The organism is Streptomyces sp. NPDC002817 (assembly GCF_053592055.1).
In genome coordinates this window covers 380,700-406,140 of record NZ_JBSFUY010000003.1, presented here as the reverse complement: position 1 = coordinate 406,140, position 25,441 = coordinate 380,700, and the positions used below count along the sequence as shown (strand labels likewise).

The window sequence follows — 25,441 nt, the reverse complement described above, 5'->3', positions numbered from 1 at the left end:
GGCAAAGACGAACAAAGGGGAATCTGTCCACACCTGTGGAGGGACGAACCTCCGCAAGGTGCGGAGCGTCCCGTTCCTTGTGTGGCGGAATTGTGATGGCCGATGAACAGACCTTGCATTCCCGCAGGTTGACACCCTTCGGCGGCGAGATCCACGATGTCCGCAGCTGTGGCGCATGTGACCAATGAGCCCAGTGTTGCCGAGTGCTTTTCTGTGCCCTCGGCGTTTTCGGATCACTCCACCCTGATGGGATACGCATGTCCATAGCGAGACGTGTCACTGTGCGCCGCCTGCTGGGGACGGGCGCCGCGACGCTCGCCCTCTGCGCCTCGGGCGCATCCGCCGCCTGGGCCACCGGGCCCGGCGGCGACGGCTGGAACCACGGCGGTACCTACAAGCCCGGCACGGGCGCGGGTACGGAGACCGGGACCGACCGCTGCCAGTTCTCCCTGGACGGGGTCAGCTTCTTCGACTCGGTCAAGGTCGACGACCAGAACCTGAAGCCGACCGAGGACGGCAAGGTCCACATCAAGGTCCGCGCGGCTCAGGACGCGGCCACCTGCACGGCCTCGCTGGCCTCCTACATCGCCCACGGTCCGACCTTCGCGACCTCCGGCGAGCAGATCTTCGTCGACTTCGACACGGTGACCGTCAAGCAGGGCCAGACCGACTCCCTCGACATCGCGGTGCCCGACGCCGGCTGCTACGCGCAGATCGACCTCTACCGGGGCGCAACGAAGTTCGACGGCAACCTCGACGCCGACGACGGCTTCACCCACGGTGACCTGCCCAAGGGTCCGGACCGCCCGGTCATCAAGGACAAGCTGATCGCGGCCTGGAACGGCGGCACGAAGGACTGCTCGACGACGCAGAGCACGCCTCCGGCGACCCCGCCCGCCGAGTCGACTCCCCCGGCGTTCGAGTCGACCCCGCCGGCCTCCGAGTCGACTCCCCCGGCCTCCGAGTCCACGCCTCCGGCCTCCGAGACCCCGTCGACGGGCACCCCGACCCCGTCCGCCTCGGAGTCCACCACGGCCCCCGCGGCCACCCCGAACGGCGGCGGCGACCTCGCCGAGACCGGCGGCTCCAGCGCGACCGGCCCGATCGCCATCGGCGCGGCCGTCCTGCTGGCCGGCGGCGCGGGCATCGTCCTGGCGACGCGCCGTCGTAAGGCGACGCGCGCGTAGTAGCAGTACGAGACGGCGGTGACCCGCGCCCCTTCAGGGGCGCGGGTCACCGCGCGACCAGCCCCTGCCGGCCCGCAGCCGAGTCACCGCCTAGTCGCCCTCCACCACCGACAGCCACAACTTCACGTACCGCTCCACATCCACGTCCAACCCCACATCCACCAGGGCGAGTTCGCGCTCACCCTCGTGAATCTCGGCCTCTCCCGGCCGCGGCCGCCGATCGACAATGGTCTGCCCCCGGGTCGCCCCCGGCGCCAGGCTCACCTCGACCGGCAGCAGCTCAGTACTCAGACCCCCCGGATCCACCACCGCACACACCGCCCCCGCGTCCCCCAGACCCCCCGTAGGAGTGGGATCCCCGGACGTCGCCGGATCACGGTGGGCCAGCAACTTGCCCGCCATCCGAAGCCGCGGCTCCGAACTCGCCCGCAACCGCTGCACATCCGCCGCCGGCACCAGCACCCGCTTGAACACATCGAGCCCGTACATGGTGATCGGCACCCCCGCGGTCAGCAGCACCGCCGCCGCCTCCGGGTCGTGCCACACGTTGAACTCGGCGACCGGCGTCGCGTTCCCCGTCGCCACCGCCCCGCCCATGAACATGATCCGCTCGATGTTCCGCACCACCTCGGGATGCGTCCGCAGCAGCAGCGCGACGTTCGTCAGCGGCGCCGTCGGGATCAGCGTCACGGGCCGCGGCGACGCCAGGATCTCCCGCCGCAGCAGTGTCACCGCGTCCACGTCGACCGGCCGCCGGGTCGGCGCGGGCAGCCCGAGATCGCCCATCCCGTCCTGCCCGTGCACATGCTTCGCCGACCGGGCCGGCTCGACCAACGGCCGCTCTGCGCCCCGCGCGACGGGAATGTCACCGGCCCCGGCCTGCTCCAGGACGGTCAGGGTGTTGCGTACGACACCCTCGACGTCGGTGTTCCCGGCCACGCAGGTGATCGCCCGTACGTCGAGACCCGGGTGACGTACGGCGAACAGCAGGGCCAGGGCGTCGTCGACACCGGTGTCGCAATCGATGATCACGGGAATGGGCTGGGCAGTCACGGTGGACTCCTTCCGTCGGGACCGACCTTACGCAGCCGCCCACGGTTCAGCCCCGCGAGCCTCGACGACCGACCGGACGCGGTGCAGCAGCTCCTCCACCGGCACGGCTCCCGGTCTGCGTCCGTCCCGCAGCCGTACGGCGGTCAGGTCGCCGTCGGCCTCCCGTGCGCCGATCACCGCGACGTACGGCGCGAGCCGGGCCGCACGGATGCGGGCGCCGAGGGTGCCGTGCTCGGGGCCGGCGAGTTCGGCGCGCAGTCCGAGGCCGAGGGCGCGGCGTACGACCTGGTCCGCCTGTTCGTACTGCTCCTCCGAGACGGGCAGCACGACCAGCTGCACCGGTGCCAGCCAGGCCGGGAACGCCCCGCCGTGCTCCTCGATGAGATGCGCGACCGCCCGTTCCACACTGCCGATGACGCTGCGGTGCACCATGACCGGCCGGTGCTTGGCCCCGTCGGCGCCGATGTAGTGCAGGTCGAAGCGTTCGGGCTGGTGGAAGTCGATCTGCACGGTGGAGAGGGTGGACTCGCGGCCGGCGCGGTCGGTGATCTGTACGTCGATCTTCGGACCGTAGAAGGCCGCCTCGCCCTCCACCGCCTCGTACTCGACCCCTTCGAGGACCTGCTCCAACAGAGCGGTGGCTCGCTTCCACAGGTCAGGATCCGCCACGTACTTGTTGCCCTCCCCGGGCAGCGACAGCCGGTACCGGGCGGCCCGGATGCCGAGGTCGGCGTAGGCGCGGCGGATCAGGTCGAGGGCGGCGCGGGCCTCGTCGACGGCCTGCTCCAGGGTGCAGAAGATATGGGCGTCGTTGAGCTGGATGGCCCGGACCCGGGTCAGCCCGCCGAGCACCCCGGACAGCTCGGAGCGGTACATGCCACCCAACTCGGCCATTCGGAGGGGGAGTTCGCGGTAACTGTGCGAGCGGGAGCGGTAGATGAGGGCGTGGTGGGGACAGAGGCTGGGGCGCAGCACGACCTGTTCGCTGCCCAGCTCCATGGGCGGGAACATGTCCTCGCTGTAGTGGTCCCAGTGCCCGGAGATCTCGTACAGCTCCCGTTTGCCCAGCACGGGCGAGTACACATGCCGGTAGCCGCCGGCCCGCTCGGCCTCCCGGACGTACTCCTCCAGGGTGTGCCGTACGACGGCCCCGTCCGGGAGCCAGTACGGCAGCCCCGCGCCCATCAGGGGGTCGGTGTCGAACAGGTCGAGCTCTCGGCCGAGGCGGCGGTGGTCGGACATGGCGGTTTCCTCTCGGTGAGAGGGCGAGAGCCACCGGACAGCAGAGAACCCCGGGGCACTCGCCCCGGGGTTCGCGTCAGCTCATGGGTCAGCGCGCCGGGACGTGGTCCGGCGTCGTCGTGGCAGACGGATTGGCGCGCTTCATGGGGACGACGGTAGCGATGGGGAGCGGACGGGCGCCAGGGGTTTTCCACTCCTCGGCACCAACGCCCGTACCCCATCCGGCCCGCCGCGCTGGTGGCCCCTCACCCGCGGTGCTCCCGTGGACACATGAGCCGCCCTCTCCTCGCCCTCCCGCTGGCCGCCCTCCTCGCCACGACCGCCTGCTCCGCCATCGCCACGGACAAGGCGCTCCCCGCCAAGAAGCCCGCCGCGTCCCCCACCACGGCCTCGGCCGCCCCCACCACCGCGCCCCCGTCCCCCGCCACGGCCCCCGCCCTCACCCCGGCCCAGGCCCAGGCCGCCCTGATCACCGACACCGACCTCGGCGAGCCCTGGACCATGACCGAGGGCGCCGCGACCTGGCGGGACGGGCTCCTCAAGGCCACCGCGAACGCACCCGACTGCCAGCGGTTGCTGGACACCCTCTACACCGAGAAGTTCTTCGGCGCGGACGCCCAGGTACGGGCGAGGACGGGTCTGGACGACACCTGGAACGACGCCCAGCTGCACCATCAGGTCGTCGCCGACCGCCCCGCGGACGTGGACAAGTCGCTGGCCTGGCTGAAGACCCTGCCCAAGAAGTGCGGGCGGTTCACGGCCGCCACCGCCACCGGCGCCGTCCAGAACGCCGAGGTCACCGAGGTGCAGCTGGAGAAGTCGGGGGACGCCCGGCAGGGTCTGCGGCTCACCCTGAACGGCGAGAGCGCGGACGGCGAGGAGACCACGCTCACCCTGGACCTCGCCGCCGTCCGCGTCGGCGACGACACGATCGTCCTCACCAACGGCGGCCTGGGCGACGTGTACGCCGAGATCACCCGGGCGGTCGCGGAACTGGGCGTCAAGCGTCTGACGGACGTACGCAAGCAGGCCCGCGCCGAGGTCTGAGCAGGTCGGACGGAGCCGGCCGCGCCCTGAAGGGGCGCGGGGCTGTGCCCATGGGCGGCTGCCGCCGGCCCAGCACGACCGGCCGGGCACGGGCGTGCTCAGTCGCGTTCGAACCTCTTCCGGTGCGACACCACGGCGTGCGCCACCTCCACAGCGGTGCGGTCGTGCGCGAAGGCGTGGGCACGCAGCCGGGCCAGCGCCTCGTCCGCGCCGACCCCGAGCTGCGCCATGATCATTCCGATGGCCTGGTAGACCTGGTCGTGATCGGTGGCCAGGCCACCCAGCCACGGTTCTTCGCCCTGGGTTCCGCTGTCCTCCGCATGGGGCAGCGCCATCAGCGCGACGGTCACCACACCGGCCACCAGTCGCGCGGTGCGCAGCTCGCGGGCGCTGAGCTCGCCGGGGGTGTCGCGGTAGAGGTCGAGGGTGCCCACGCACACGGCGTCGTTGCCCAGTGGGATCGAGTACACCGCCTGCACCCCGGCGGCCGTCGCCTGCTGGGCGAAGACCGGCCAGCGGTCGGGGTCCCGGCCGTCGGTGAGGTCGGCGGCGAGCACGGGGGCGCCGAGCCGGGCCGCGTGCCGACAGGGACCGTCGCCCAGGGTGGCCTGGATCTCCCCGACATGAGCCGCCTGCTCGTTGCTCGCGCTCAGCTGGACGGGTATCCCGTTGGCGGACAGCGACACGCTCGCGCCGGTCACCGGCAGCAGCTCGACCGCGACCACGCACAGTCGGTGGGGCATCTCGCCGGGTCCCGCTCCCCGGACCCCCTCGGCGATCACATCGATGGCACGCACCCGGTCGCGGTCGCGCTCCGCGTCCCGTGCGAGCCTTCCGGGGTCACTGCCCGACGCCCCGTACGGACCGCGGTCGTCGCCGGATGCTCCGTGGCGGTCGTCCCTGGGGCCCACGGCCCCCGCCTCCTTCGCTCGGCGTGGCCAGTCGTCATCCATGGGCTCGGCGCGGATTCACCCGGAGCAGTAGCCGTGACCGGTGGTCCGCCCCTTCCACGCGAACCCCGATTACCCCTCGCCCGTCAGACGAAACGCGTCCGCCCGCCCGTCGCCCGGCGGAGTCCCCCGAGGCCTCGGGGGGCGCGGGGAAGGCGGCCGCCCGGTGACGTTCTCGACGATGTCGCGGGCGAGGTCGCGCAGCTTGACGTTGCGGTTCTGCGAGGCGCGGCTGAGGATTTCGAAGGCCCGCTCGCCGGAGCAGCGCTGCTGGGCCATGAGGATGCCGAGGGCCTGGTCGATGACGGTGCGTGAGGCGATCGCGTGCTGGAGGTCCAGGCTGAACTGGAGCTGTCCGGAGATCTTCAGGGCGACGCCCAGCGCGCCGGAGGCGTGCCCGGCGAAGACGGCGGCCTCCTCCCGCACCTGGTGGGTGAAGCTGCCCGGCTCGGTGGAGTACAGGTTCATGACGCCGGCGATGCGCTGGCGGGGCGGCACCAGGGGCAGCGCGAGCATGCTGCGCACACCGCAGTCACGGGCGAGGCCGGGGAAGACACCGAACCGCTGCTCGTCATGGATGTCGTCGACATGGCGCGGGCTGCCCGTCCGCAGCGTCTCGAGGCAGGGGCCGTCACCCGCCTCGTACTGCCGCCGGTCGAAGCGGTCCACGGCCTTGTCGCTGGCGGCCGCCGTGTAGGGGTTGCTGCTGCCCTCGACGCCGAGGGTGATCGAGCAGTGCGCCGGCACGGGAAGGGCGCTCGCGGCCAGGTTGACGAGTTCCGCCAGGAACTCCTCCAGCCGGTCGGCCTCCAGCAGCAGTGTCTGCATCCGGGCCAGCAACAGCTCACCGCGCGCCGGTCCGGCGGGATGTGTGTCCGTCACGACGAACCTCCATCGTGCGAGAAACCGGGCTCCGGTCCTCGGGTACCCCGCTGCGGCGGAGCATGGCGGATTCCTGCGGCACGAGGGCCCAGGAGCGGCCTTCACAATCCGCGGGCGAGTCGCTACCTTCGGTTGTGGCGAGTCAGGAAGCGGCCGCCCACGTGGTGCATCCGTGCCGGAGCCGCTCATGTCCCTGCCCGTCGTGACCGCGACCACGCGTGCCGCCCGCCGGCGGACGCAGTCCGGACCATGAGACCCCGGTCCGCGTCCCCGTGCCCGCGACGCCGACGCGGAGCGTCTCCCGCCGCTCCGCGCGGGAACGGGGATCACCGGCGAGGGCCACGCAGGGGAGCCGTGCGTCCTCGCGGAGGGAGCGGCCATCAGGACGGTGGCCGCTCCCTCACCCTCACCTCTTCTCGTACGGATCCGCCGGCTGCTTCATCCGCTTCACCGACGCCGCGTCCAGCACCGGCGGCCACGCCCCGTCCGTGCCGAGCTTCCCCTTGGGGTGCCAGGTGCCGGTGACGGTGACCCAGGTGTCGGCGGGCAGCGCGTCGGCGCCGCGGATCTCGACCTTGCTGGTGGTGGCGTCGGCGGCACAGCAGGAGACGAGGAGCCGGGTGACGTACCAGGTCCCGTCGTCGCCGTGGGTCACGAACCCGGTCATCCGCACGGTACGGCCCTTCAGTGACCGCCCGCTGTCGTAGATCGCCCGTGAGGAGAACTCCCCCACGCCGAGCTCCACCGGGTCCCCGGCGGGCAGCGCCGGAAAGACCCCGACGCCCTGCGCCGCCCGCTGGGCCGCCTCACGCTCGGCGCTGTAGGAGCCGAGTGCCGGGGGCGGGAAGAGCAGCAGGGCGAGAGCGGGGAGGGTCAGGAGCCAGGCCACACGGGGGCCGTGGTGGGCGTGGTCGTGGTGGTCGCCGTCGTCGTCATGGCCATCGTCGTCATGGCCGTCGTCCGCGGAGCGTCGTACGACCGCCATGGCGATCCCCAGCAGTACGAGCGCCGCACCCGAGACCACCAGATACGGCCTCAGCCCCGCCTGCACATACCGCAGATACAGCGCGCTGAACGCCGAGATCCGCAGGATCGCCGCCCCGACGAGCACCAGCAGCAGGGCCGGCCCGTACCGCCTCACAGCAGCCACCACCCCACGAGCACACTGCTCACCACGGCCACCACCCACGTCACGGCGGAGAACCGCACCGCGAAGGCCCGCCCGAACGTGCCCGCCTGCAACGCGATCAGCTTCAGGTCGACCATCGGCCCCACCACCATGAACGCGAGCCGCGCGGTGGGCGAGAACCCGCTCAGCGAGGCCGCGACGAACGCGTCGGCCTCGCTGCACACGCACAGCACGACCGCGAGGACGGCCAGCAGCAGCACCGACAGCCAGGCGGAGCCGGTGAAGACGTCCAGCACGGAGCGGGGGACGACGATGTTGAAGGTGGCGGCGGCCGCCGCGCCGAGCACGAGGAACCCGCCCGCGTGCAGGAAGTCGTGCTGGAGCCCGGCGCCGAAGGCCTTGATCCCCCGGGCCTCGGGAGCGTGCCGCTGGGGCAGCCGCAGCCACGCCTCCTTCCCGAACCGCGCCCACAGCCACCCCATCACCACGGCCGTCGCCAGCGAGGCGACGAGCCGGCCCAGCACCATCTCCGGCTGGGCGGGGAAGGCGATCGACGTGGCGACGAGCACGACGGGGTTGATCGCGGGCGCGGAGAGCAGGAAGGCGAGGGCGGCGGCGGGCGCGACCCCGCGCCGCATCAGGCTCCCGGCCACGGGCACGGAGGCGCACTCACAACCGGGCAGTACGACCCCGGCGGCCCCGGCGATCGGCACGGCGAGGGCCTGGTTGCGGGGCAGCAGCCGGGTGAAGACCCGCTCGGGCACGAACGCGCCGATGGCCGCCGAGACGACGGTCCCCAGCAGCAGGAACGGCACTCCCTGGACGGTGATCGCCGTGAAGACGGTCCACCAGGCGGCGACGGGCGGGGTGTAGAGATCGAGGGCGAGAGTGGGCCCGAGCACGGAGACGACGGTCGCGATGGCGAGCAGCGCGGTCCCGCCGAGGACGGCGTACACGAGCGCGCGCACGACGAACCGCAGCCCGTCGACCACACTCCGCTGGTTCTCCACACCTGCCCTCTCGTCCCCGCGCAGGCTAACCGGTGGGGCCTGTGCGCAGGATCGGGACGGTCATAGAGGAGGCTGTGCGGGTGCGGGCCCGAGGGTGGTGGTGCCGGGGGCCGTACGGTGTCCGAGGCCCGTCCGGTAGGCGTCGAGGGCCGCCTCCACCCGCCCTTCCCTGCGCAGCAGGTCCCCCAGCAGCCGGCACAGGTCGGCCAGGTCACCGGCGGCCCCCGCCCGTTCCAGCAGGCTCAGCGCCCGCACGTAGTGCTCCTCGGCGGCCTCCGGGTCACGGGCGTCCTCGGCGATGATGCCGAGCAGCCGGTGCGCGGCGGCGGAGTGGACGGCGCCGCGCTCCGAGGACAGGTCCCCGAGCACGTCCTGGAGCAGGGCGGCGGCCTCGCCGGACTTGCCGCGCCGGTGCAGTACGTCGGCCAGCTCGACGGCGGCCTGGCTGCTGTAGAGGGCGGCACGCGAGGCGGAGAGCATGGTGAGGGCCTGCCTCAGCTCGTCCTCGGCGCGCTCCAGTTCGTTGTTCTGCGCGTACACGTACCCGCGCATCCAGTGGCAGTTGGCCAGCTCGGTGCGGAGCTGGAGCTGCCGGTACAGCTCGGCCGCCTTCGCGAGCGAGGCGTCGGCCTCGGCGACCCGGCCCTCGGCGATGAGGGTGCGGGCGACCGACCGGTGCATGCGGGCCACCAGGGCGGGATCGCCGGCCTGCGGGGCGAGGGCGAGCGCGAACTCGGCGGCCTGGGCGGCGCGGGCGTGGGCGCCCATGTCCATGTAGGGCCCGATGATGCTGGCGTAGAGGAGGAGCAGCGCGTCGGGATCGTGCAGTCCGCCGCGGTTGAGCTCGTCGAGGGTGGACTCCAGGAGGTAGACGGCGTAGCGGAGTTCACCGGCGAGGTAGTGGGCCAGGGCGCGACCGCGCAGGGCGGGGACGCGGGCGGGCAGGGGAGCGTCGGCCAGCGTCTGCTCGGCCCGCTCGAAGTACTGCCGTCCTTCGACGAGCTCACCGGTCTCGACGGCGCACTCCCCGAGTCCGAGAAGGGCGGCGGCCCGTACCTCGGCGATCCGCAGGGCGTCCGCCTCCGCCAGCAGTGCGGCGTACTGCCGGCCGGCCTCCTCGGCCTCGCCGGTGGCGAGGACGCGCTGGGCCTCGACGATCCGCAGCCGCAGATCGGTGACGAGATGGGCGGGCCGCCCGGTGGCGAGCTCGTCGAACTCGACGCCGAGCCGCTCGGCGAGATGCCGCAGGGCCTGATCGGAGGGCCGGACGCGGCCCGCCTCCAGCGTGGAGACATAGGCGGCGGTGTAGGCGGGTTCGGCGACCTGCCGCTGGGTGAGGCCCCGTTCGACGCGCAGCTGCTGGACCCTTCGCCCGATGGTCTCCGGATCGTCACGTTCCACCATGAGCCAACTCCCCCTGCGCCTCTTGCCGTTGGGCAACGCCGGGCTCTAGGTTAAACGGCGTATTAAGCCTGCTTAATGCGTTGCTGCTGTTGTTGCTGTTGCATCTGTCGTCACTGCGAGGTCGTCGTGCTCGAACGCACCAGCACCACCGAGCGTTTCGTGAGGAGCGCCATCGCCGCCGTGGTCGCGGTGGCGGCCCTGGTCCTGGCGGCCAACGCGGGTCCGGCGAAGGCCACGGAGGGCCATCGGGCCGACCATGTGGAGCGGGTGGAGCAGGTCGGGCACGCCGAGCGGGGCTAGGTCCGGGGCTGCGGTCCCGGATCACGTCGGACGTGCCGCCGCCCCGGCCGAGGGGGAGTCGGACCGGGGCGGCAACGCGTCGATGGTCACGGGGCCGGAGGTTGATCGGCCAGGCCTCCGGCTCGTCCGCCGCCGGGGCCGGCAGATGGGCGTACGTGGTGGCGGGCCGGTCCCCGGGGGTCGGCACCCGCAGCACCGCCGGGCTGCCCCGGTCAGTTCCTCCACCAGCCGGTCCGGCCGAAGAGCGGACCCCGGTCGGCCGGCTCGAACCGGGTCAGGCCCCGGTACGGCGGCGCCACGCCCCAGTCGTCCTCGCGGGCCCCGCCACCTCCGCCTCGGCGTCCTTCCAGAAGCAGGGCGAGGGGAAGCCGCGCTATCCGGCCGGGCCTGAGGCAACGCCACCTTCCAGATCGGCAGGAACTTCCTCAGCAAGGTCAACAAGGCCCGGCCCTCGGCGGTCCCCGCCTTCTGACGCATGCTCCCGTACCGCGGCCGTCGACGCGCACTCAACCTTCTGCGTCGGCGGCCGCTTCCCTCTCAGAACTGTCGAGCAGAGCTGTCGAGCCGTCAGAGCTGGAACTCCGCGGGGTTCAGCCCCAGTGCCGCGCATGCCTCCTGGAGGACCATCTGCTCCGCCTGGGAGAAGTGCCCGTCGGCACCGGCGATGACGATGCCGGTCTGGATCACGGCCCGGGCCTCGGTCGGCTTCTTGGCGGCCTTGGCGATGTCCTGCATCGCCTCGGCCTTCCCCTGCGGGAAGTTACGGGTGAGCTGCTCCACGTGCTTGTGGAAGCGCTGGCGCAGCTGCTCCGGCGGGAAGTTCTGCAGCACCTCGTTGCTGAGGATCATCTGCTCCATCTGCTGCATCTCGGACGCGTCCACCTGACCGTCGGCAGCCGCGACCAGCGCGCACATCGCCATGCTCGCGTCCCGGTACGCACCGCTCTTCAGCTCGGTCTTGATCGAGCCGAGCTGGTTCTTCAGCAGGCCGACCAGCTGGGCGCGGGATCCACTGCCCGATCCACCGTGCGAGCCTGAGCGCGAACCGGTCTGCGAGCCGTGTCCCCCGGTCGTGCCGCGCCCGCCCTGTGCCTGCTGCTGCAAGCTCTTGGCCTGGTCCTTGAGCCGGTCGAACAGTGCCATTGCCGTCACCTCGGTACTCGTCTGATCGATCTCACCCCGGAAACGGCCCCGCCCCCGAAAAGGTTCCACGACGGGTCCCCGGCATAGATTGCCCTCCATGACCTCCACCGCCGCCCGTACCGCGCTGGACCTCACCGCCGACCTCCCGGTCCCGGACCTGGAGGACCTCTACCGGGACCTGCACCGCCACCCCGAACTCTCCGGCCAGGAACACCGCACGGCCGCGCGGTTCGCCGAGCGGCTGAAGACGGCGGGGTACGACACCGCCGAGGGCATCGGCGGCACCGGAGTCGCCGGGGTGCTGCGCAACGGGGACGGACCCGTGGTCCTGCTGCGCGCCGACATGGACGCGCTGCCGGTCCAGGAGGAGACCGGACTGCCGTACGCCTCCGGGACCCCCGGTGTGATGCACGCCTGCGGGCACGACCTGCACGTGACCTGGCTGACCGGCGCGGCCCAGGCGCTGGCGGCGGGGCGGGACGCCTGGTCCGGGACGCTGGTGGTGGTCGGGCAGCCCGCCGAGGAGAGCGGCGGCGGGGCGGCGGCGATGGTGGCGGACGGGCTGTACGCGCGCGTGCCGCGCCCCGACGTACTGCTCGGGCAGCATGCGGTGCCGGGGCCCGTGGGCCTGTATCCGCACGTTCCCGGGCTGATCATGTCGGCCACCACCGACGTCGGCATCGTGGTGCACGGGCGGGGCGGGCACGGGTCGCGCCCGGAGACGACCGTGGATCCGGTGGTGACGGCGGCGTACATCGTCACCCGGCTGCAGACCGTGGTGAGCCGGGAGGTGGCGCCCCGCGAGTCCGCGGTGCTGACGGTCGGGCGGATCGAGGCGGGCACGGCGGCCAACATCATCCCGTCCACCGCCCGGATCTCCCTCAACCTGCGCACCCAGTCGGAGGCGGTACGCGACCGGATGATCGCCGCGATCCGCCGGATCGCCGAGGGCGAGTGCCTGGCCGCGGGGTGCCCGCGCGAGCCGGAGGTGACACTGGGCGGGTCCTACCCGTTGACCGTGAACGACGCGGAGACCGACCGCCGGGTCGCCGACGTGCACCGCGAGGTGTTCGGCGAGGGCACGGTGCTCGATCCCGGCCCGGCGATGGGCAGCGAGGACTTCTCCCGGCTGGCCGCGGACGGACAGCCGTACGCCTACTGGTTCGTGACGACCACCCCGGCCGAGATCTGGGACGCGGCGCCCGGCGGCGACGACCTGCTTGCCCGCCTGGACGCGCTGCCGAGCAACCACAGCCCGCACTTCGCGCCGGATCTGTCAGTGGTGGGGCCGGGGGTGCGGACGCTGGTGGCGGGCGCGCTCAGCTACCTAGTCCGGTAGGGCCTTCTTCAGTGCGGCGTCCAGCGCGGCCGCCAACTCCGCGTCCCCCGGCGGGCTGTCTCCGAGCAGCGGGCCCAGCTGTGCCGTGAAGGTCTGGGTGAAGGCTCCGTAGAGCGGGGTGCGCGGACGCTGGACCGCGTCCTGGAGAGCGGGAAGCAGAATGCCGCGGGCGTAGCGGGGGCGGCCCTCGCCGTCGCGGGGCATGCGGTCGGCCCGCTCGCCGGTGGGGGAGGTGGAGGGGGCCGTGGGGGTGAGGGGGCAGCGGACGTCCTTGGTGTAGGCCGAGATACGGGTCGCCGCGAACCCCGCGTCCAGCAGGCAGCGTTCGCTCTCCTGGCCGGTGAGGTACCTGATCAGCTCGGTCGCCTTCCGCGCCCGTCGCGAGCTCTCGGTCACCGCGAGGTTCTGGCCGCCGAGCACCGCCCGGCCGGGGAGCGGGGCGACGCCCAGCTGTGTCTCGTCGAAGGACTGGTGGAGGGTGCGGTAGGCGTACGGCCAGTGGCGCAGGAACGCGGTGCGGCCGTCGGCGAAGTCGCTCAGCGTGCCGGCCTCGTCGGAGTGGACGGCGCCCTGGAGGGTGTACGGGGACTCGGTACGGCGGCGCAGTTCGGCGACACCGGCGGTCAGCTGGGCGATGTCGGCGTCGTAGTGGCCGTCGGTGCCGGTGAAGTGGAAGTCCTCCGTCGCCGACGCGAACGCCTCGACCGCGTTGACGGTACGGCCCTCGTAGGGGGCGAGCTGAGTGGTCCAGCCCTTCTGGTAGGCGCCCACGGCGGGGTGCTCGTCGATCTCCTCGATCAGGTCCTCCAGCTGCCCCCAGTCGAGGCCCGCGCTCAGGTCGGTCTGCTGGACACCGGCCGCCTCGAGCAGATCGCGGCGGTAGTAGAGCAGCCCGACGTCACTGTTGAACGGCACCGCGTACACCTTGTCGCCCCAACGGGCCGTATCCGCGACGGACTCGATGTGATCGCGGTTTAGCACTCCCCGGGGCAGCGGGCGGATCAGCCCGGCCGCGGCGAACTCCGGTACCCATGTCACATCGAGGTTGACGACGTCGTAGACCGCGCTGCCGGACTGCAGGGCGCCGAGCAGCTGGCTGCGCTGCTCGTCGGCGCTGCCCGGCAGCTCGACGAGCCGGGCACGGTACCCGGAGTTCGTCTTCTTCTCCTGCTCGTTCCACTCGTCGATCAGCTGCTGCCTAATCCCGTTCTGCCCGGTCACGTCCCGCCCCCCGGCGACCACGATGTCCCCGGCCACGTCGGGAGAGGGAGCGGCGGGGGTGCCGGAGCCGCCGGTGCAGGCGGTGACGGCCAGCAACAGGGCAGCGATGAGCAGTCGGGATCCTCGGCCCATCAGTCCTCCCCCGTTCCGGTGCGGGCCACCTCGTCGGTCAGGGCCGCGCCGAGGTCGTCGCCGGCGTCCAGGCAGCGGCCGCCGCTCGCGGTGGCGATACGGGCCGCCGGTTCGGTGCGGTCGCAGCCGGCGGAGTCCAGGGAGACCGTGGCCACCGGGATCTTCGCCGAGCGGGCGCGGGTCAGGACGTCGTCGAGGTTGCCGGCGGTCAGCGCGGTGTCGTCCTCGCCGTCGGTGATGTGGACGATGAGCTGGGGGCGGTCGTCGGCGGTGCCGCGTTCCGCCATCTCGTCGAGCGCGGCGAGCAGCGCGGCGTGCGGGTCGGCCTGGGCGTCGCGGACGTCGGCGCGGGTGTCGACGGCGCGTTCGGCCTCCTTGCGGGTGTGCGGGCCGAAGGGGAGCACGGTCTCGTACGGGCGGTCGCCGGAGGTTCCCGAGACGCCCCACACCGCGTACTCGTCCTGCGCGCCGAGCCCGCCCAGGGACTGCTTCAGCAGACCGGGGCCACCGCTCGGGCCCTCCCACAGGCCGGCCATCGAACCGGAGCTGTCGAGGAGATAGAGGACCCGGCCGGGGCCGTGCGCGGCGCGGTACCGGTCGAGGACCCTCGTCATCTCGCCCCCGCCCGCGGACTCGTCGAGCGGTTCCGGATCGGGCAGCACACCGGTGGCGAGCGGCGGTTGCAGTTCCCCGTCCGTGGAGCGGAAGCCGTCCCCGGCGAACACCGCCCGCCCCCCTTCCCCGGTCAGCCACTCCCGGAAGTCCCCGGCGGCCCGGTCGCGCGCGGACTCGTCGCGGTCGGCGCCCTCCCAGCGCACCCGGACGAAAGTCGGTTGCACACCGGGCACGTCGTTCGGGTACTGGGCCGTGCGCGGGATACGTGTCGTACGTTCGCAGGCGACGCCGCTGCGCAGCAGGAACTCCGGTACGAGGGCCGCCGTACGGTTGTCCACGTCGTCGTCGGCGGGCAGCGTGCACAGCAGGTCGGCGGCAGTCGGGGCGGGTGGCCCCGGCTGGGCGACCTTCTGCTCGGCGCCGGCCGCGTCGGCGTTCGCGGTGTACAGGCCGACCGTGGCGAGCAGTGCCGCGTCGGCGAACTCCGGGTCGGGACGGCGTACCGCGGCCTTCTCGTCGCGCACCCGCAGATGGTCGATCATCCGGGACAGGGACAGGCCGACCCGGTCCCCCAGGGACTTCGCGGCGATCCGCTCCGGTACCGCGAGCACGACCGGCGAGTGCGCGAAGGGCTCCTCGTCCGGCTCCAGTTCGGCCACGGCGTCGGTGTCCTGGAGTACATCGACCCGGGCGGCGTCGGCGGGGGAGGCCGGGATCCACACATCCGGCTGCGGGCCGACGTCCCGCTGCGGGTTGGACTCCTCGTCACGTGGCTCCTGCCAGGCCACCGAGTCCTGGCCGAGCGCGGCGACCGTGTCGGCGGAACCCGCGCTGTAGACGGTGATCCCGCTGCGCCGGCAGCCGTCGCCGGTGGTGTTGGCGTCCGACGTCAGATACGCGTCGGCCGCCGCGGTGACCGTCGGCGCGAGATCGGGGTCGGTCAGGACGCGCAGTTCCAGGGGCGGGGCGCAGGGGTCGCTGTCGGAGGTCAGGGCGACGATGCCGTAGGAGCCCAGACCGATCGCGGCGAGGGCGAGCAGGGCGGTGAGGCGGGTGGGGCCCACCGCGTGCAGCAGGCCGGGGAGTCGGGAGCGGCGCAGCCGGGCGGCGACGGTGTCGGCCCAGGTGCCGAGGAGTGCGAGGAAGGCGGTCAGGGGACGCCGGGGCGGCACGGGTGGCGGGGGCGGCGGCGGGGGCGGCGGCGGGGGCGGCTTCACCCCGGGGGCCGACAGCAGGACGTCCTCGTCGGGCTCGGATCTGCTCTGCGGCTCCCACGGATCGCCCCGCACGGTCTCGTACCCGTCGGCGGCCATCCGGGCCCGTAACGCGTCCGACAGCTCCCGGAACCCCAGCTCGCCGCCCTCGTCCAGGATCTGTACGAGCTCGCCGGTGAACGGCGTCGGTGTGCCCGGATCGCCCGCGTCGACCCGGTGGTTGGCCTGCACGCTCATCAGCAGCAGCACCCGGCGCTTGCTCTCGAACCGCTCCCACAGCCAGGCCGCGTTGCCCGCGAAGCAGCAGTCGAGGATCACCACGACCCGCTCGGCCGGGCTGCCCGCGAGCACCGTCAGCACGGTGGTGAACATCTCCGCGCCCGGGAACACCGCGTGCCGCCCCGGGACCACGCGCGCGTTGTGCATCTGCAGGAACAGCTCGTCGCCCGCGCTCGGGATGGCCCCGTGCCCGGCGAAGTACAGCAGGAGCAGGCCCTCGGCCTCGCCCGCGGCGGTGTGCAGGGCCCGGTTGAACTCGTCCTGGGACGGCGAGCGGGAGACGACGACGTCGTGCTCGTCGAACACCCGGCCACGCAGCAGCGCGTCCCGCAGCCGGTTCACGTCGTGCTTGACGGCCGGCAGGTCGCCGGGCACCCCGTGCGGCGGCTCCGTGAACTCGTACTCGGAGACACCCACCAGCAGCGCCCGGTTGGCCCGTCCTCGCGGGTCGAAGCGGGTCACCGGCCTACCTGTCGTCGTGGAGGTCCACGATGTCGACGCGGCCCGTGGGCGGATCCCCGTTCTCCACGCCCCGGCGGACGTCCCGCCACTCCTCCACGGATCGTTTGACGTACTCCAGCAGCTCCTTGAAGAGCGCGGCCCCGGCGCCGCCCGCCATCGCCACGACGATGTCCATGCCGATGCCCATCGGCGCGCCGGACTCGTCGGTCCGCGGCCGCTCCAGGATCTGCAGCTCGCCGGCCCGCACCCGCTCGTCGAGCCGCTGCTCCCGCTCCAGCCACTTGCGCAGGGCGTCGATGTCGCTCTCGCTCGCGGTCCCGTCCAGCCGTACGCGTATGCCTTGGTCGGCCACTCCATCCCCCTCAGCCATAACTCACCATCATGGCAGCGGAGTTGTGTGCACGGGAGGGTTAGTACGAGACCCCTGTGCCGACGTTGTCAGTGGCATGACTTACTCTTCGCTCACTCGCCACACGCGGAGCACAGGCCCCACACAAAGGGGCCGGCCGTCTGTGGCACTCCTTCACGTTTTCGTTCCGGGGGGTTCGAGATCAGCGTGCGCAGACGCACCCTTACGACCGCCACCGCACTGGCGGTCCTCCTCAGCTCGGCGGCGCTCGCCGCCACGCCCGCCGTCGCCGACACCGTCAGGTCCGTCGCGGTCGACGAGCCGTACGACACCGTCGTGGACGACGTCCACCAGCGGATCTACATCAGCGACCGGTATCTGAACCAGATCGTCGTCACCGACACCACCGGCCGGGTCCTCACCAAGCTCACCGGCCTGTCGCAGGTCCTGGACCTGGAACTGAGCCCGGACTCCGGCACGTTGTACGCCGCGCTCTACGGCGCCGACAAGATCGTCGCGTTCGACACCGCGACGCTCACCCGGACCGCCGAGTACCCGACGGGCGACAGGACGATCCCCTCCCGGCTCGCCTACGCCGACGGCAGGCTGTGGTTCGGCTACGGCGACCAGTGGGACTCCGGGCTCGGCGTCCTCGACCTGACCGCCGAGACCCCGACGGTCACCCTCGATCTGGCGGGCGCCCACGACTTCGCGTCCCCGCCCAAGCTCTACGCCGACCCCGACAACCCGGGCACGCTCCTCGCCCTCGACGCGGGCATCAGTTCCGGCCCGATCGTCGTCTACGACGTCTCCACGGCCACCCCGACGATCCGGGTGACCGAGGACAAGGGCGGCTTCTACAAGGACGCGGCGCTGACCGCGGACGGGCAGAACGTCGTCGTGGCCGGTCCCGGCACCCGGGCACTGACCGAGTACCGGCTCTCCGACCTGTCGGTGGTGCGCACCTACCCCGTCGCCGACCAGCCCGAGACGGTCTCGGTCGCCCCGGACGGCACGGTCGCGGCCACCGTCCTGGACACCGACGACAAGGGCGACACCTACGTCTTCCCGACGGACGCGGCCAAGCCCGCCAGCGTGCGCAACCTGTCGCACGACTGGATGCCGTGGGGCGGTCACTCGACGGCCTGGTCGGCGGACGGCTCCCGGCTGTTCGTGATGACCGACACCTACTACACGACCCAGTTCCACGCGGTCACCGAGCCCCGCAAGTACGTCGGCACCCTGACGGTCAGCGCCCCCGCCACCGCGGAGCGCGCCAAGACCCTCACCGTCACCGGCAAGCTCACCTCCACGCTGGCGCTGCCCGCCGGTACGCCGATCACCGTCACGCGCACCGACCTGGACTCCCCGAACGGCAAGTCGCTGGGCACCAAGACCCTCGGCACGGGCGGCAAGTACTCCTTCACGGACAAGCCGCCGGCCGGCAGCAAGGTCAAGTACACGGTGACGTACGCGGGCGACGCCGAGCACACCGCGGTGTCCGCCTCCGACACCGTCGAGGTCTCCCGTGCCAAGCCGACCCTGACGCTGAACAACAACGGCAAGGTCTACTCGTACGGCAAGGACGTCAAGTTCACCGCGCACCTCGGTACGACGTACAAGAACCGCAAGGTGGAGATCTGGGCCGACCCGTTCGGCGGGGACAAGGCCAACAAGCTGGTGAAGTCCGCCACGGTCAACTCCAGCGGCAACCTGTCCGTCACCCTCGACCTGAAGCGGGACACCAAGGTCACGGCGAAGTTCCTGGGCGACTCCCGGTACGCGCCGAAGACGGTGTCGAGCACGGTCGGCGCCAAGGTGAAGGTGTCGACGGCCGTCAGCAAGCACTACAAGACGAAGTACACGTGGGGTCACACCTACTACTACTTCAAGAAGTCCAAGAACCCGGTGTTCACGACCACGATGACGGCGTACCCGGGCCGCAAGCAGCGGATGGAGTTCGAGTTCTACTACGACGGCACGTGGTACGACCTCGGCTCGGAGTACTTCGCGCTCGGTTCCGCGGGCATCTCGAAGGTGGAGCTCACCGGTGAGCACGAGACGGGCTACCGGATGCGCGTCCGCTCCTCGTACATCAACTCCTCGTCGGGCGACACCGTGAACTCGACGACGCACGGCGCGTGGAAGTACTTCATCTTCACGAGCTGATCGTCTGAAGGCGGCCCAGCTGCCTGTGCACATGGTCCAGGGCGCCCTCGCGGCGTCCTGGCACCCGCGCCCTCAGGCCGGCCAGCGCGGGCCCTAGTTCCCGGGCCCGCGCCGGGTCGTCGATCCGCCCCCACTGATGGTGGGCCCGGTCGGCGGCGGCCTCCACGGCGGGCGCGTCCGGGGCCTGCCCGGCGGCCAGCCGCGCGGTGGCCACGGACAGCCAGGCCCGGCAGCTGCGCGCCGGGTCCCCGGCGAACATCGCCAGATCCGCCCGGACCTCGGTCCAGTGCAGCGCCTCCTCGGAGGCCGGCCCGTGCGCGCGTACGGCGGTCAGCTCATGGTGCGCGGCCAGTGAGTCGGCGTCCCCGTGCCGCCGGGCCGCGACGGCGGCCGAGATCAGCACGTGCGGGTCGCCCGCCGTGGGCCCCTGCGCGCTCAGGACGTACCCCACGCCCTCCTGCGGGGTCCGGGTCAGCGCCTGCTGGTGCAACTGCTCCAGCGGGGGCCGGTGCCCACTGCGCAGGATCGTCGCCACGGCCTTCATGTACGCGGGCGTCGACACCGTGCGCCGGGACGGCGGCGGTGCGATCCGGCCGTAGACGGCGTTGTTGCGGCCCGTGTCCAGGGGGTTGGCCCGCAGCCACTCCCAGGTCTCCGGGTCGGCGTGCAGATCGAGGACGAAGGCCGTCGCGCCGGCCGGGCGCAGCCGCAGCTCCTCCCGGAACCAGTGCCAGGGGAAGGCGGTGTAGCGGACCGTCGAGGGGGTGGTGCGGGCCAGCGCGAGGTGGGGCAGGTGCTGGCGGCGGTCCAACTGGAGCTGGCCGGTGAGGAACACGGTGAGCGGGCCGGGGGCCGCCGCGGCGGCACGCAGCCGCGTCAGGACCGCCTGCGGCTCCAACGGGTCCGCGAGCTCGACCACGTTGGCCGTGTCCGTGCCGGACAGGACGGCGGGCGGTACGGCGGCGAGGACGGGGAGCACGGAGGCCGCGTCGACCAAACACCCCTTGCCCGCCGGTGCGGCGGCCAGCAGCAGCACGGTTCCGGGCATCGGTCCCTCCCCATCCCCCGTCGATCACGTACGGCAGCACCGTAACCGCTGCGGCTGCAAAGGTGGACCTCAGGACTGCAAACGTCCCTTTCCTGACGGACTGCCCACCGGCCGCCGTACCGCGAACACCGTCGTGTCGTCGGCCAGCCGTCCCCCGCAGTGCCGCAGGGTGCCGTCGCGGACGAAGGCGACCAGACGGTGCGGTTCGGCGATGCGCGGATCGGTGGCGACGGCGTCGGTGACCTCGGCGGCGAGCGGGTAGAAGAGGCCGCCGGAGTCACGGGCCTCGGTCACGCCGTCCGTCGTCAGCAGCAGGGTCTCGCCGGGCGCCAGGGGCACCCGCAGCACCGGGGGCGGGCCGCCGGTGGCGAATTCACCGAGTCCGAGCGGGAGGGCCTCGCCGGGCGGCAGGTGCCGTACCCCGGCGGGGCCGACGACCAGCGGGGGTTCGTGGCCGAAGACGACGGCGTCGACCACGCCGGTGTCGTCGTCGGGGAAGCCGAGCAGCACCGCCGTGGCGAAGCGGTTGCCGTCGCCGTCGCCGCGGCCCAGAGCCTTGATGTGGCGGCGGTGCCGCACCATCCGTACCTCCAGCCGGTCCGCGACCGTCGTCAGGTCCGCCTCGTGGTACCCGGCCTCGCGGAACGTACCGAGCAACGCGGCGGCCGCCTCCACCGCGGCGAGGCCCTTGCCCTGGACGTCGCCGACGAGGACCCGGGTGCCGTGCGGACCGGGCTGGATGTCGTAGAAGTCGCCGCCGACCCGGGCCTCGACGTCGGAGGCGAGATAGACCGCCGCGTGCTCCAGGCCGCCCCAGTCCGCGGGCAGGGGGCGCAGCACCGTGCGGCGTGTGGTGTCGGCGACGTCCCGCATGTGCAGCATCAGCCGCTCACCGCGCACCCGGACCGCACAGGCCAGCACGGCGAGGACGCCGCCGATGCCGACGAGGATGAAGTCGGGCAGTCCGCTCTGGTACTGGTTCGGGTACGAGGTGTCCGCGAGGAGATAGTCCAGCAGCGCGAGCACGGCGAAGACCGCTGTGCCCCACACCCCGCAGATCGCGGCGGCGATACCGGGCACCAGCACGACCCAGCTGATCATCCGGAACTCGCCGGCCGAGTTGAAGTCGATCACCGTGATGCCGATGAGCATCAGCAGCGGCGGCACCCAGGCGACGCTGCGGCCGCGGACCCGCAGCAGCTCACCGCGGCTGCGGACGTCGCGCTTCATGCCGTTCAGCGAAGCACGGGGTATCCGCAGTCGCCATCCGGGCGCCGAATACCGCGTTCCGCCGACTTGCCAGGGGCTCCTCCCAGGTGTGCTCTGGAATCCGGGGGCAATCCGGGGGCGAGAGAGAGGAGTCCTCTCATGGCTCATGCGGCACCCGCGTCCGGCGGAGCGAAGCGATATGGGGGTCCCCCCGGCCGAAGGCTGGGGGAGACCCGCGGAACACCTGATGTCTTCAGCGAGCAGGTCCACAGGGTGGCGCGGTACGGGATCCCCGTCGTCCTCGGCCTGGTCTACGGCTACTGGGCCGCGGCCAACCGCCGCGGCGGCGGTGAGATCACCGGCTGGAACATCCTGTTCGGCTTCGTGACCGCGCTCGCGTTCATCGTGCTGTGCATCGCGGTGGCGACGTTCGCGCCGCTGCTCAAGCGCGAGCTGCACTCTCTGGTGAAGTCCGGCTTCGCGGGCGCCGCGGTCGGTTTCCTGTACAGCCAGACCGGCGAGAGCGTGCTGCGGTCCGCGGTCCTGGGACTGGTGGTCACGGCGGGCGTCTTCGGCGTGTTCTTCTACCGCTACTACACGCGCGAGGACGGGGCGGGAAACCGTCTGCGCTGACCCTGGACGACCTGGGCAAAGGGGCCCGGCAGCCGCTGCCGGGCCCCTTCGTCTCCCTCTCTCACCCACCGCCCGGGAAGATGTCCCAGGCGTCCGCCGAGGACCCGGTGACGCTCCAGCTCCACGAGCCGGAGACAGTCCAGGATCCGGACCCCGACGCGCTCCACGAGTCGTTCTCGTACGGGTCGTCCCAGTTCCTCCAGGCCCCGTCCTTCCACTCGGGACACGGATCGGCACAGCTCGGCACCGAGCGACCGCCGGTGTCGACGAAGGCGGCACTGGCCCAGCCCTGGGCGCCTTCGAGCCAGTACCAGTACGGATTGCCGTTGACTCGCTGCCCCTGGACCTTGCAGTCCACGCGATCCTGGCTCCACGGCGAGAGCTGGGTGACGACGGGCGAGTGAGTGGTGGGCGCGGCTCTCACATTGAGGTCGACGCCGGAGACGATGGTGCCCCAGATCGGACCGCCGGATCCGCCGCCGCCATGCCCGTCGGCGTAAGTCGGCGGGGCGGCGGCCGCTGCCGGGGTGCCCGCTGCCGCGACGGCCAGGGTGCCGCCGGTGAGCAGGGCCGCGGCCAGGGTCCGCAGGGCCGGAGTGGTGCGCATAGATCGGCCTCCTTCTCCCCAGATCCAGGAAACACCCGTTCGGGTGAACCCTCCACCGGAGAGCTCGGCCGGGGGTGTCGTCATGCGGCCATATGCAGTCACCCCGGTCGCGCACCCGCCCCCGCCCCCCTTGCCTGGAACCGTGCGCCCACCCCTCCGCAACGCCGTCTCGGCCGCCCTGATCGCCCTGGCCTGTCTGCTCGTGCCGTTCGGGGTGCTCGCGGCCTGGGCGACCTACGGAAGGAATGCCGAGCTCCCCCGGCTCAGGCATCAACTCGCCGACCCCTATGTGCCGTTCGAGGTCGCCGGATTCTGGCTCCCCGTCACCGCGCTGGTCCTCGCCGCCGCCGGTATCACGGTCGCCGCCTGCCGCCGCCGCGCGGTCACGGCGACCTCGCTGGGCACAGCGCTGGGCGGCGCGTTCCTGGGCCTCGCGGTGGCGCTCGGCCGCCATCTGACCCTCTCCGACCTGCACGAGACCCGTCGCCCGGCCGCCGGCGCCATCTACGACGCCCTCACCGCCACCCTGCGCACGGTCTCCTGGCTGCTGGTCGCCCTCGGCCTCACCGCGGCCTGCGCCACCTGGCTCACGGCCGTTTGCGCACGACACCGGCGAGCGTCCGCAGCGCCCGTTCCAGATCCCGCGGTGCGGCCGACGCGAGCCCGAGCCTGACCGCGTCCGGCGTCCGGTTCGGGTCGACGGCGAAGGCGGGCCCCGGCGTCACGGCGATCCCTAGCGCCGCGGCGGCGGCCGTGAAGGTGTCGGCACGCCACGGCGCGGGCAGCTCCCACCAGGCGTAGTAGACCTGCGGATGAGCCCTTACGACGAACCCGTCGAGCTCCTGGGCGACGAGCCGCTGCCGCTCGGCCGCGTCCGCCCGCTTGGCCTCCACCAACCGCTGGACGACCCCCGCCCCGACGAGCCGTACGGCCGCCTCCAGCGCGAACCGTCCCGCGCTCCACCCGCCGGAGCGGATCGCGGCGGCCACGGCGTGGCGGCGGTCGCGCGGTACGACGACGAAGCCGACGGTGAGCCCCGGCGCGACCCGCTTGGACAGGCTGTCGACGACGTGGGTGAGACCGGGCGCGTGGACGGCGAGGGGGTCGGGGGCGTGCGGGTGGAGGAAGGACCAGATGCGGTCCTCGACGACCGGGAGGTTCAGGTCGGCCACGGTGAGCGCGATCTCGCGGCGCCGGTCCCAACTCATCGTCAGGGACGTGGGGTTGTGCAGCGTCGGCTGGAGGTAGAGCGCGGACAGCGGGGCCGTGCGATGGGCGGCGGCGATGGCCTGCGGCAGCGGTCCGTCCTCGTCCACGGCCAGCGGAACCAGGGTGATGCCCAGCCTCGCGGCGATCTCCTTCACCAGGGGATACGTCAGCGACTCCACCCCCACCCGGCCGCCCGGCCGGACCAGGGAGGCGAGGGTGGCGGCGATGGCCTGGCGGGCGTTGCCGGTGAACAGCACCTGGGCCGGGTCGGGGTGCCAGCCGGGGGTCGCGAGGAGTGCGGCCGCCGCCTCGCGCGCCGCCGCGGTGCCGGTGGCGGCGGCCGGGAGGAGCGCCTCGGCGAGGACGTCGGGGCGCAGCAGGGGCTCGAGGACGGGGGCGAGGAGCTCCGACTGGCCCGGCGCGGAAGGGTAGTTGAGCTCCATGTTCACGGGCGCCCGGGTCGCCTGCTCGGTCAGCGCCCGCCCTGCGGGTCCGGCCGGGGCGGCCCGCACGAAGGTGCCGCGTCCGACCTCCCCCACCACCAGTCCCCGCCGTACGAGTTCGCCGTACACCCGCCCCGCCGTCGACCCGGCGATCCCGCGCCGCCGGGCGAACTGCCGTTGCGGCGGCAGTCGTTCACCAGGTTTGAGCCGTCCGGTGGCGATGTCGTCGGCGAGTCGGTCGGCGATGCGCCGGTAGTCGTCCACGGGTCCCCCTCTTGTGTCACTGCTCTTGCGTCACTGCTCTTCGCGTTCCCACGATTGCACCGAGGGCAAAGATCTTATTGCACCGAGGAGTTGGGGCGACCTAGGGTCGACGTCATGGCAACAGTCCCTTTGGTCCTGGTCCACGGCCACCCCTTCGACCACACGATGTGGAACCCGCAGCGCGCGGCCTTCTCCGCCGACCGTCAGGTGATCACCCCCGACCTGCGCGGCTACGGCACCGCACCGCGAGGCCCCGAGGTCACGCGCTTCGAGCAGTTCGCCCAGGACATCCGGGAGCTGCTGGACGAGCTGGACGTGCAGGCGTGCGTGCTGGCCGGCCTCTCCATGGGCGGTCAGATCGTCATGGACTGCTACCGCCAGTTCCCCGAACGCGTCCGGGGGCTGGTCCTCGCCGACACGTTCCCGGCGCCGGAGACACCCGAGGGCGTCGAGGTCCGGCACGCCATGGCGGACCGCCTGCTCCGCGAGGGCATGCGGGGCTACGCCGACGAGGTCCTGGCGAAGATGGTCGCCCCGTACGCGGATGCCGAGGTGAAGACCCACGTCCACCGCATGATGACGGCCACCTCCCCGCAGGGCGCCGCGGCGGCCCTGCGCGCCCGCGCCGGCCGTCCCGACTACCGCGGCCTGCTCACCCGGGTCACGGTCCCCGCCCTGGTCGTCGTGGGGACGGACGACGAGTACACCCCCGTCGCCGACGCGGAGGCGATGCACGCGGCACTGCCCTCCTCGCAGCTGCGGGTGATCGAGGGCGCCGCCCATATGCCGAACCTGGAGCGGCCGGCGGAGTTCAACGAGGCGTTGGGGGCGTTCCTGGCGAAGGTGGACGCGTCCTCATAGGCTCGGAGCGGTGAGCAGCCCCGAGGAACGGCCCGTACGA

The 25,441-nt window shown here is 72.5% G+C and carries 22 protein-coding genes and 1 pseudogene; 8 read left to right on the top strand and 15 right to left on the bottom strand.

Annotation, left to right across the window (positions count from 1 at the left end; translation table 11 throughout):
• The first annotated feature begins 257 nt into the window (after positions 1-257).
• A complete protein-coding gene (locus tag ACWD3I_RS07885) occupies positions 258-1,187 on the top strand; it encodes an LAETG motif-containing sortase-dependent surface protein (RefSeq protein ID WP_365394719.1) in 930 nt (309 codons plus the stop codon).
• 90 nt (positions 1,188-1,277) lie between these two features.
• Here ACWD3I_RS07885 and ACWD3I_RS07880 read toward each other — a convergent pair whose 3' ends face one another.
• Both ACWD3I_RS07880 and thrS read right to left on the bottom strand, forming a co-directional pair.
• Positions 1,278-2,240 (bottom strand): nucleoside hydrolase, encoded by a 963-nt coding sequence (locus ACWD3I_RS07880; RefSeq protein ID WP_365393703.1) that lies wholly within the window; start codon positions 2,238-2,240, stop codon positions 1,278-1,280.
• 27 nt (positions 2,241-2,267) lie between these two features.
• Positions 2,268-3,488 (bottom strand): annotated as a pseudogene (gene thrS, locus ACWD3I_RS07875) (threonine--tRNA ligase); the annotation flags it as partial.
• A gap of 264 nt (positions 3,489-3,752) precedes the next feature.
• On the opposite strand from thrS, the gene ACWD3I_RS07870 reads away from it, so the two are divergent.
• The gene (locus ACWD3I_RS07870; protein WP_365393701.1) at positions 3,753-4,529 is read left to right on the top strand and encodes a hypothetical protein; all 777 of its coding nucleotides are present in this window, start codon (positions 3,753-3,755) and stop codon (positions 4,527-4,529) included.
• 98 nt (positions 4,530-4,627) lie between these two features.
• Here the strand turns inward: ACWD3I_RS07870 and ACWD3I_RS07865 are convergent, their stop codons facing one another.
• From ACWD3I_RS07865 to ACWD3I_RS07845, 5 genes are all read right to left on the bottom strand, one after another.
• Complete coding sequence (locus tag ACWD3I_RS07865; protein ID WP_365393699.1) at positions 4,628-5,440, bottom strand: GAF and ANTAR domain-containing protein; 813 nt, start codon at positions 5,438-5,440, stop codon at positions 4,628-4,630.
• A 111-nt stretch (positions 5,441-5,551) separates the two neighbouring features.
• The gene (locus ACWD3I_RS07860; protein WP_365393697.1) at positions 5,552-6,361 is read right to left on the bottom strand and encodes a GAF and ANTAR domain-containing protein; all 810 of its coding nucleotides are present in this window, start codon (positions 6,359-6,361) and stop codon (positions 5,552-5,554) included.
• A gap of 406 nt (positions 6,362-6,767) precedes the next feature.
• Positions 6,768-7,502, bottom strand: a complete 735-nt coding sequence (locus ACWD3I_RS07855; RefSeq protein ID WP_365393695.1) for a TIGR03943 family putative permease subunit — start codon at positions 7,500-7,502, stop codon at positions 6,768-6,770.
• Complete coding sequence (locus ACWD3I_RS07850) at positions 7,499-8,500, bottom strand: permease (protein ID WP_365393692.1); 1,002 nt, start codon at positions 8,498-8,500, stop codon at positions 7,499-7,501. The genes ACWD3I_RS07855 and ACWD3I_RS07850 overlap by 4 nt, the downstream gene beginning before the upstream one ends.
• A gap of 60 nt (positions 8,501-8,560) precedes the next feature.
• The gene (locus ACWD3I_RS07845; RefSeq protein ID WP_365393690.1) at positions 8,561-9,904 is read right to left on the bottom strand and encodes a helix-turn-helix domain-containing protein; all 1,344 of its coding nucleotides are present in this window, start codon (positions 9,902-9,904) and stop codon (positions 8,561-8,563) included.
• A gap of 126 nt (positions 9,905-10,030) precedes the next feature.
• On the opposite strand from ACWD3I_RS07845, the gene ACWD3I_RS07840 reads away from it, so the two are divergent.
• Positions 10,031-10,204, top strand: a complete 174-nt coding sequence (locus ACWD3I_RS07840; protein ID WP_365393688.1) for a hypothetical protein — start codon at positions 10,031-10,033, stop codon at positions 10,202-10,204.
• A 567-nt stretch (positions 10,205-10,771) separates the two neighbouring features.
• On the opposite strand, the gene ACWD3I_RS07835 is transcribed toward ACWD3I_RS07840, so the two are convergent.
• The gene (locus tag ACWD3I_RS07835; RefSeq protein ID WP_365393686.1) at positions 10,772-11,347 is read right to left on the bottom strand and encodes a tellurite resistance TerB family protein; all 576 of its coding nucleotides are present in this window, start codon (positions 11,345-11,347) and stop codon (positions 10,772-10,774) included.
• Between the two features lie 97 nt (positions 11,348-11,444).
• Here ACWD3I_RS07835 and ACWD3I_RS07830 point away from each other — a divergent pair, with 97 nt between their 5' ends.
• Positions 11,445-12,686, top strand: a complete 1,242-nt coding sequence (locus ACWD3I_RS07830; protein ID WP_365393684.1) for an amidohydrolase — start codon at positions 11,445-11,447, stop codon at positions 12,684-12,686.
• Here ACWD3I_RS07830 and ACWD3I_RS07825 read toward each other — a convergent pair.
• From ACWD3I_RS07825 to ACWD3I_RS07815, 3 genes are read right to left on the bottom strand one after another with little or no spacing between them, the layout of a single operon-like run.
• Complete coding sequence (locus tag ACWD3I_RS07825) at positions 12,675-14,039, bottom strand: extracellular solute-binding protein (RefSeq protein WP_365393682.1); 1,365 nt, start codon at positions 14,037-14,039, stop codon at positions 12,675-12,677. The genes ACWD3I_RS07830 and ACWD3I_RS07825 overlap by 12 nt on opposite strands.
• Positions 14,039-16,609, bottom strand: coding sequence for a vWA domain-containing protein (locus tag ACWD3I_RS07820; RefSeq protein ID WP_365393680.1), 2,571 nt, complete (start codon positions 16,607-16,609; stop codon positions 14,039-14,041). Before ACWD3I_RS07820 ends, ACWD3I_RS07825 begins: the two co-directional genes overlap by 1 nt.
• Before the next feature lie 4 nt (positions 16,610-16,613).
• Positions 16,614-16,979, bottom strand: coding sequence for an effector-associated constant component EACC1 (locus ACWD3I_RS07815; protein ID WP_365393678.1), 366 nt, complete (start codon positions 16,977-16,979; stop codon positions 16,614-16,616).
• A 186-nt stretch (positions 16,980-17,165) separates the two neighbouring features.
• Here ACWD3I_RS07815 and ACWD3I_RS07810 point away from each other — a divergent pair, with 186 nt between their 5' ends.
• The gene (locus ACWD3I_RS07810; protein WP_365393676.1) at positions 17,166-19,127 is read left to right on the top strand and encodes an NHL repeat-containing protein; all 1,962 of its coding nucleotides are present in this window, start codon (positions 17,166-17,168) and stop codon (positions 19,125-19,127) included.
• On the opposite strand, the gene ACWD3I_RS07805 is transcribed toward ACWD3I_RS07810, so the two are convergent.
• Entirely contained in the window at positions 19,117-20,175 is a 1,059-nt protein-coding gene (locus tag ACWD3I_RS07805) for a serine/threonine-protein kinase (protein ID WP_365393674.1), read from the bottom strand. The genes ACWD3I_RS07810 and ACWD3I_RS07805 overlap by 11 nt on opposite strands.
• 69 nt (positions 20,176-20,244) lie before the next feature.
• A complete protein-coding gene (locus ACWD3I_RS07800; RefSeq protein ID WP_365393672.1) occupies positions 20,245-21,405 on the bottom strand; it encodes a PP2C family protein-serine/threonine phosphatase in 1,161 nt (386 codons plus the stop codon).
• A gap of 138 nt (positions 21,406-21,543) precedes the next feature.
• On the opposite strand from ACWD3I_RS07800, the gene ACWD3I_RS07795 reads away from it, so the two are divergent.
• The gene (locus ACWD3I_RS07795) at positions 21,544-22,017 is read left to right on the top strand and encodes a hypothetical protein (protein WP_365393670.1); all 474 of its coding nucleotides are present in this window, start codon (positions 21,544-21,546) and stop codon (positions 22,015-22,017) included.
• Positions 22,018-22,078: 61 nt separating this feature from the next.
• Here the strand turns inward: ACWD3I_RS07795 and ACWD3I_RS07790 are convergent, their stop codons facing one another.
• Complete coding sequence (locus tag ACWD3I_RS07790; protein WP_365393668.1) at positions 22,079-22,624, bottom strand: SH3 domain-containing protein; 546 nt, start codon at positions 22,622-22,624, stop codon at positions 22,079-22,081.
• A 142-nt stretch (positions 22,625-22,766) separates the two neighbouring features.
• Between ACWD3I_RS07790 and ACWD3I_RS07785 the strand changes: the two genes are divergently transcribed.
• Positions 22,767-23,297: a hypothetical protein gene (locus ACWD3I_RS07785; RefSeq protein WP_365393666.1), complete on the top strand. Its 531-nt coding sequence runs from the start codon at positions 22,767-22,769 to the stop codon at positions 23,295-23,297.
• On the opposite strand, the gene ACWD3I_RS07780 is transcribed toward ACWD3I_RS07785, so the two are convergent.
• Positions 23,212-24,540, bottom strand: coding sequence for an aminotransferase-like domain-containing protein (locus ACWD3I_RS07780; protein ID WP_365393664.1), 1,329 nt, complete (start codon positions 24,538-24,540; stop codon positions 23,212-23,214). The genes ACWD3I_RS07785 and ACWD3I_RS07780 overlap by 86 nt on opposite strands.
• A gap of 114 nt (positions 24,541-24,654) precedes the next feature.
• Between ACWD3I_RS07780 and ACWD3I_RS07775 the strand changes: the two genes are divergently transcribed.
• Positions 24,655-25,401 carry an alpha/beta fold hydrolase gene (locus ACWD3I_RS07775; protein WP_365393662.1) on the top strand — a complete coding sequence of 249 codons (747 nt, stop codon included), beginning with the start codon at positions 24,655-24,657 and terminating at the stop codon, positions 25,399-25,401.
• The last annotated feature ends 40 nt before the right edge of the window (positions 25,402-25,441 follow it).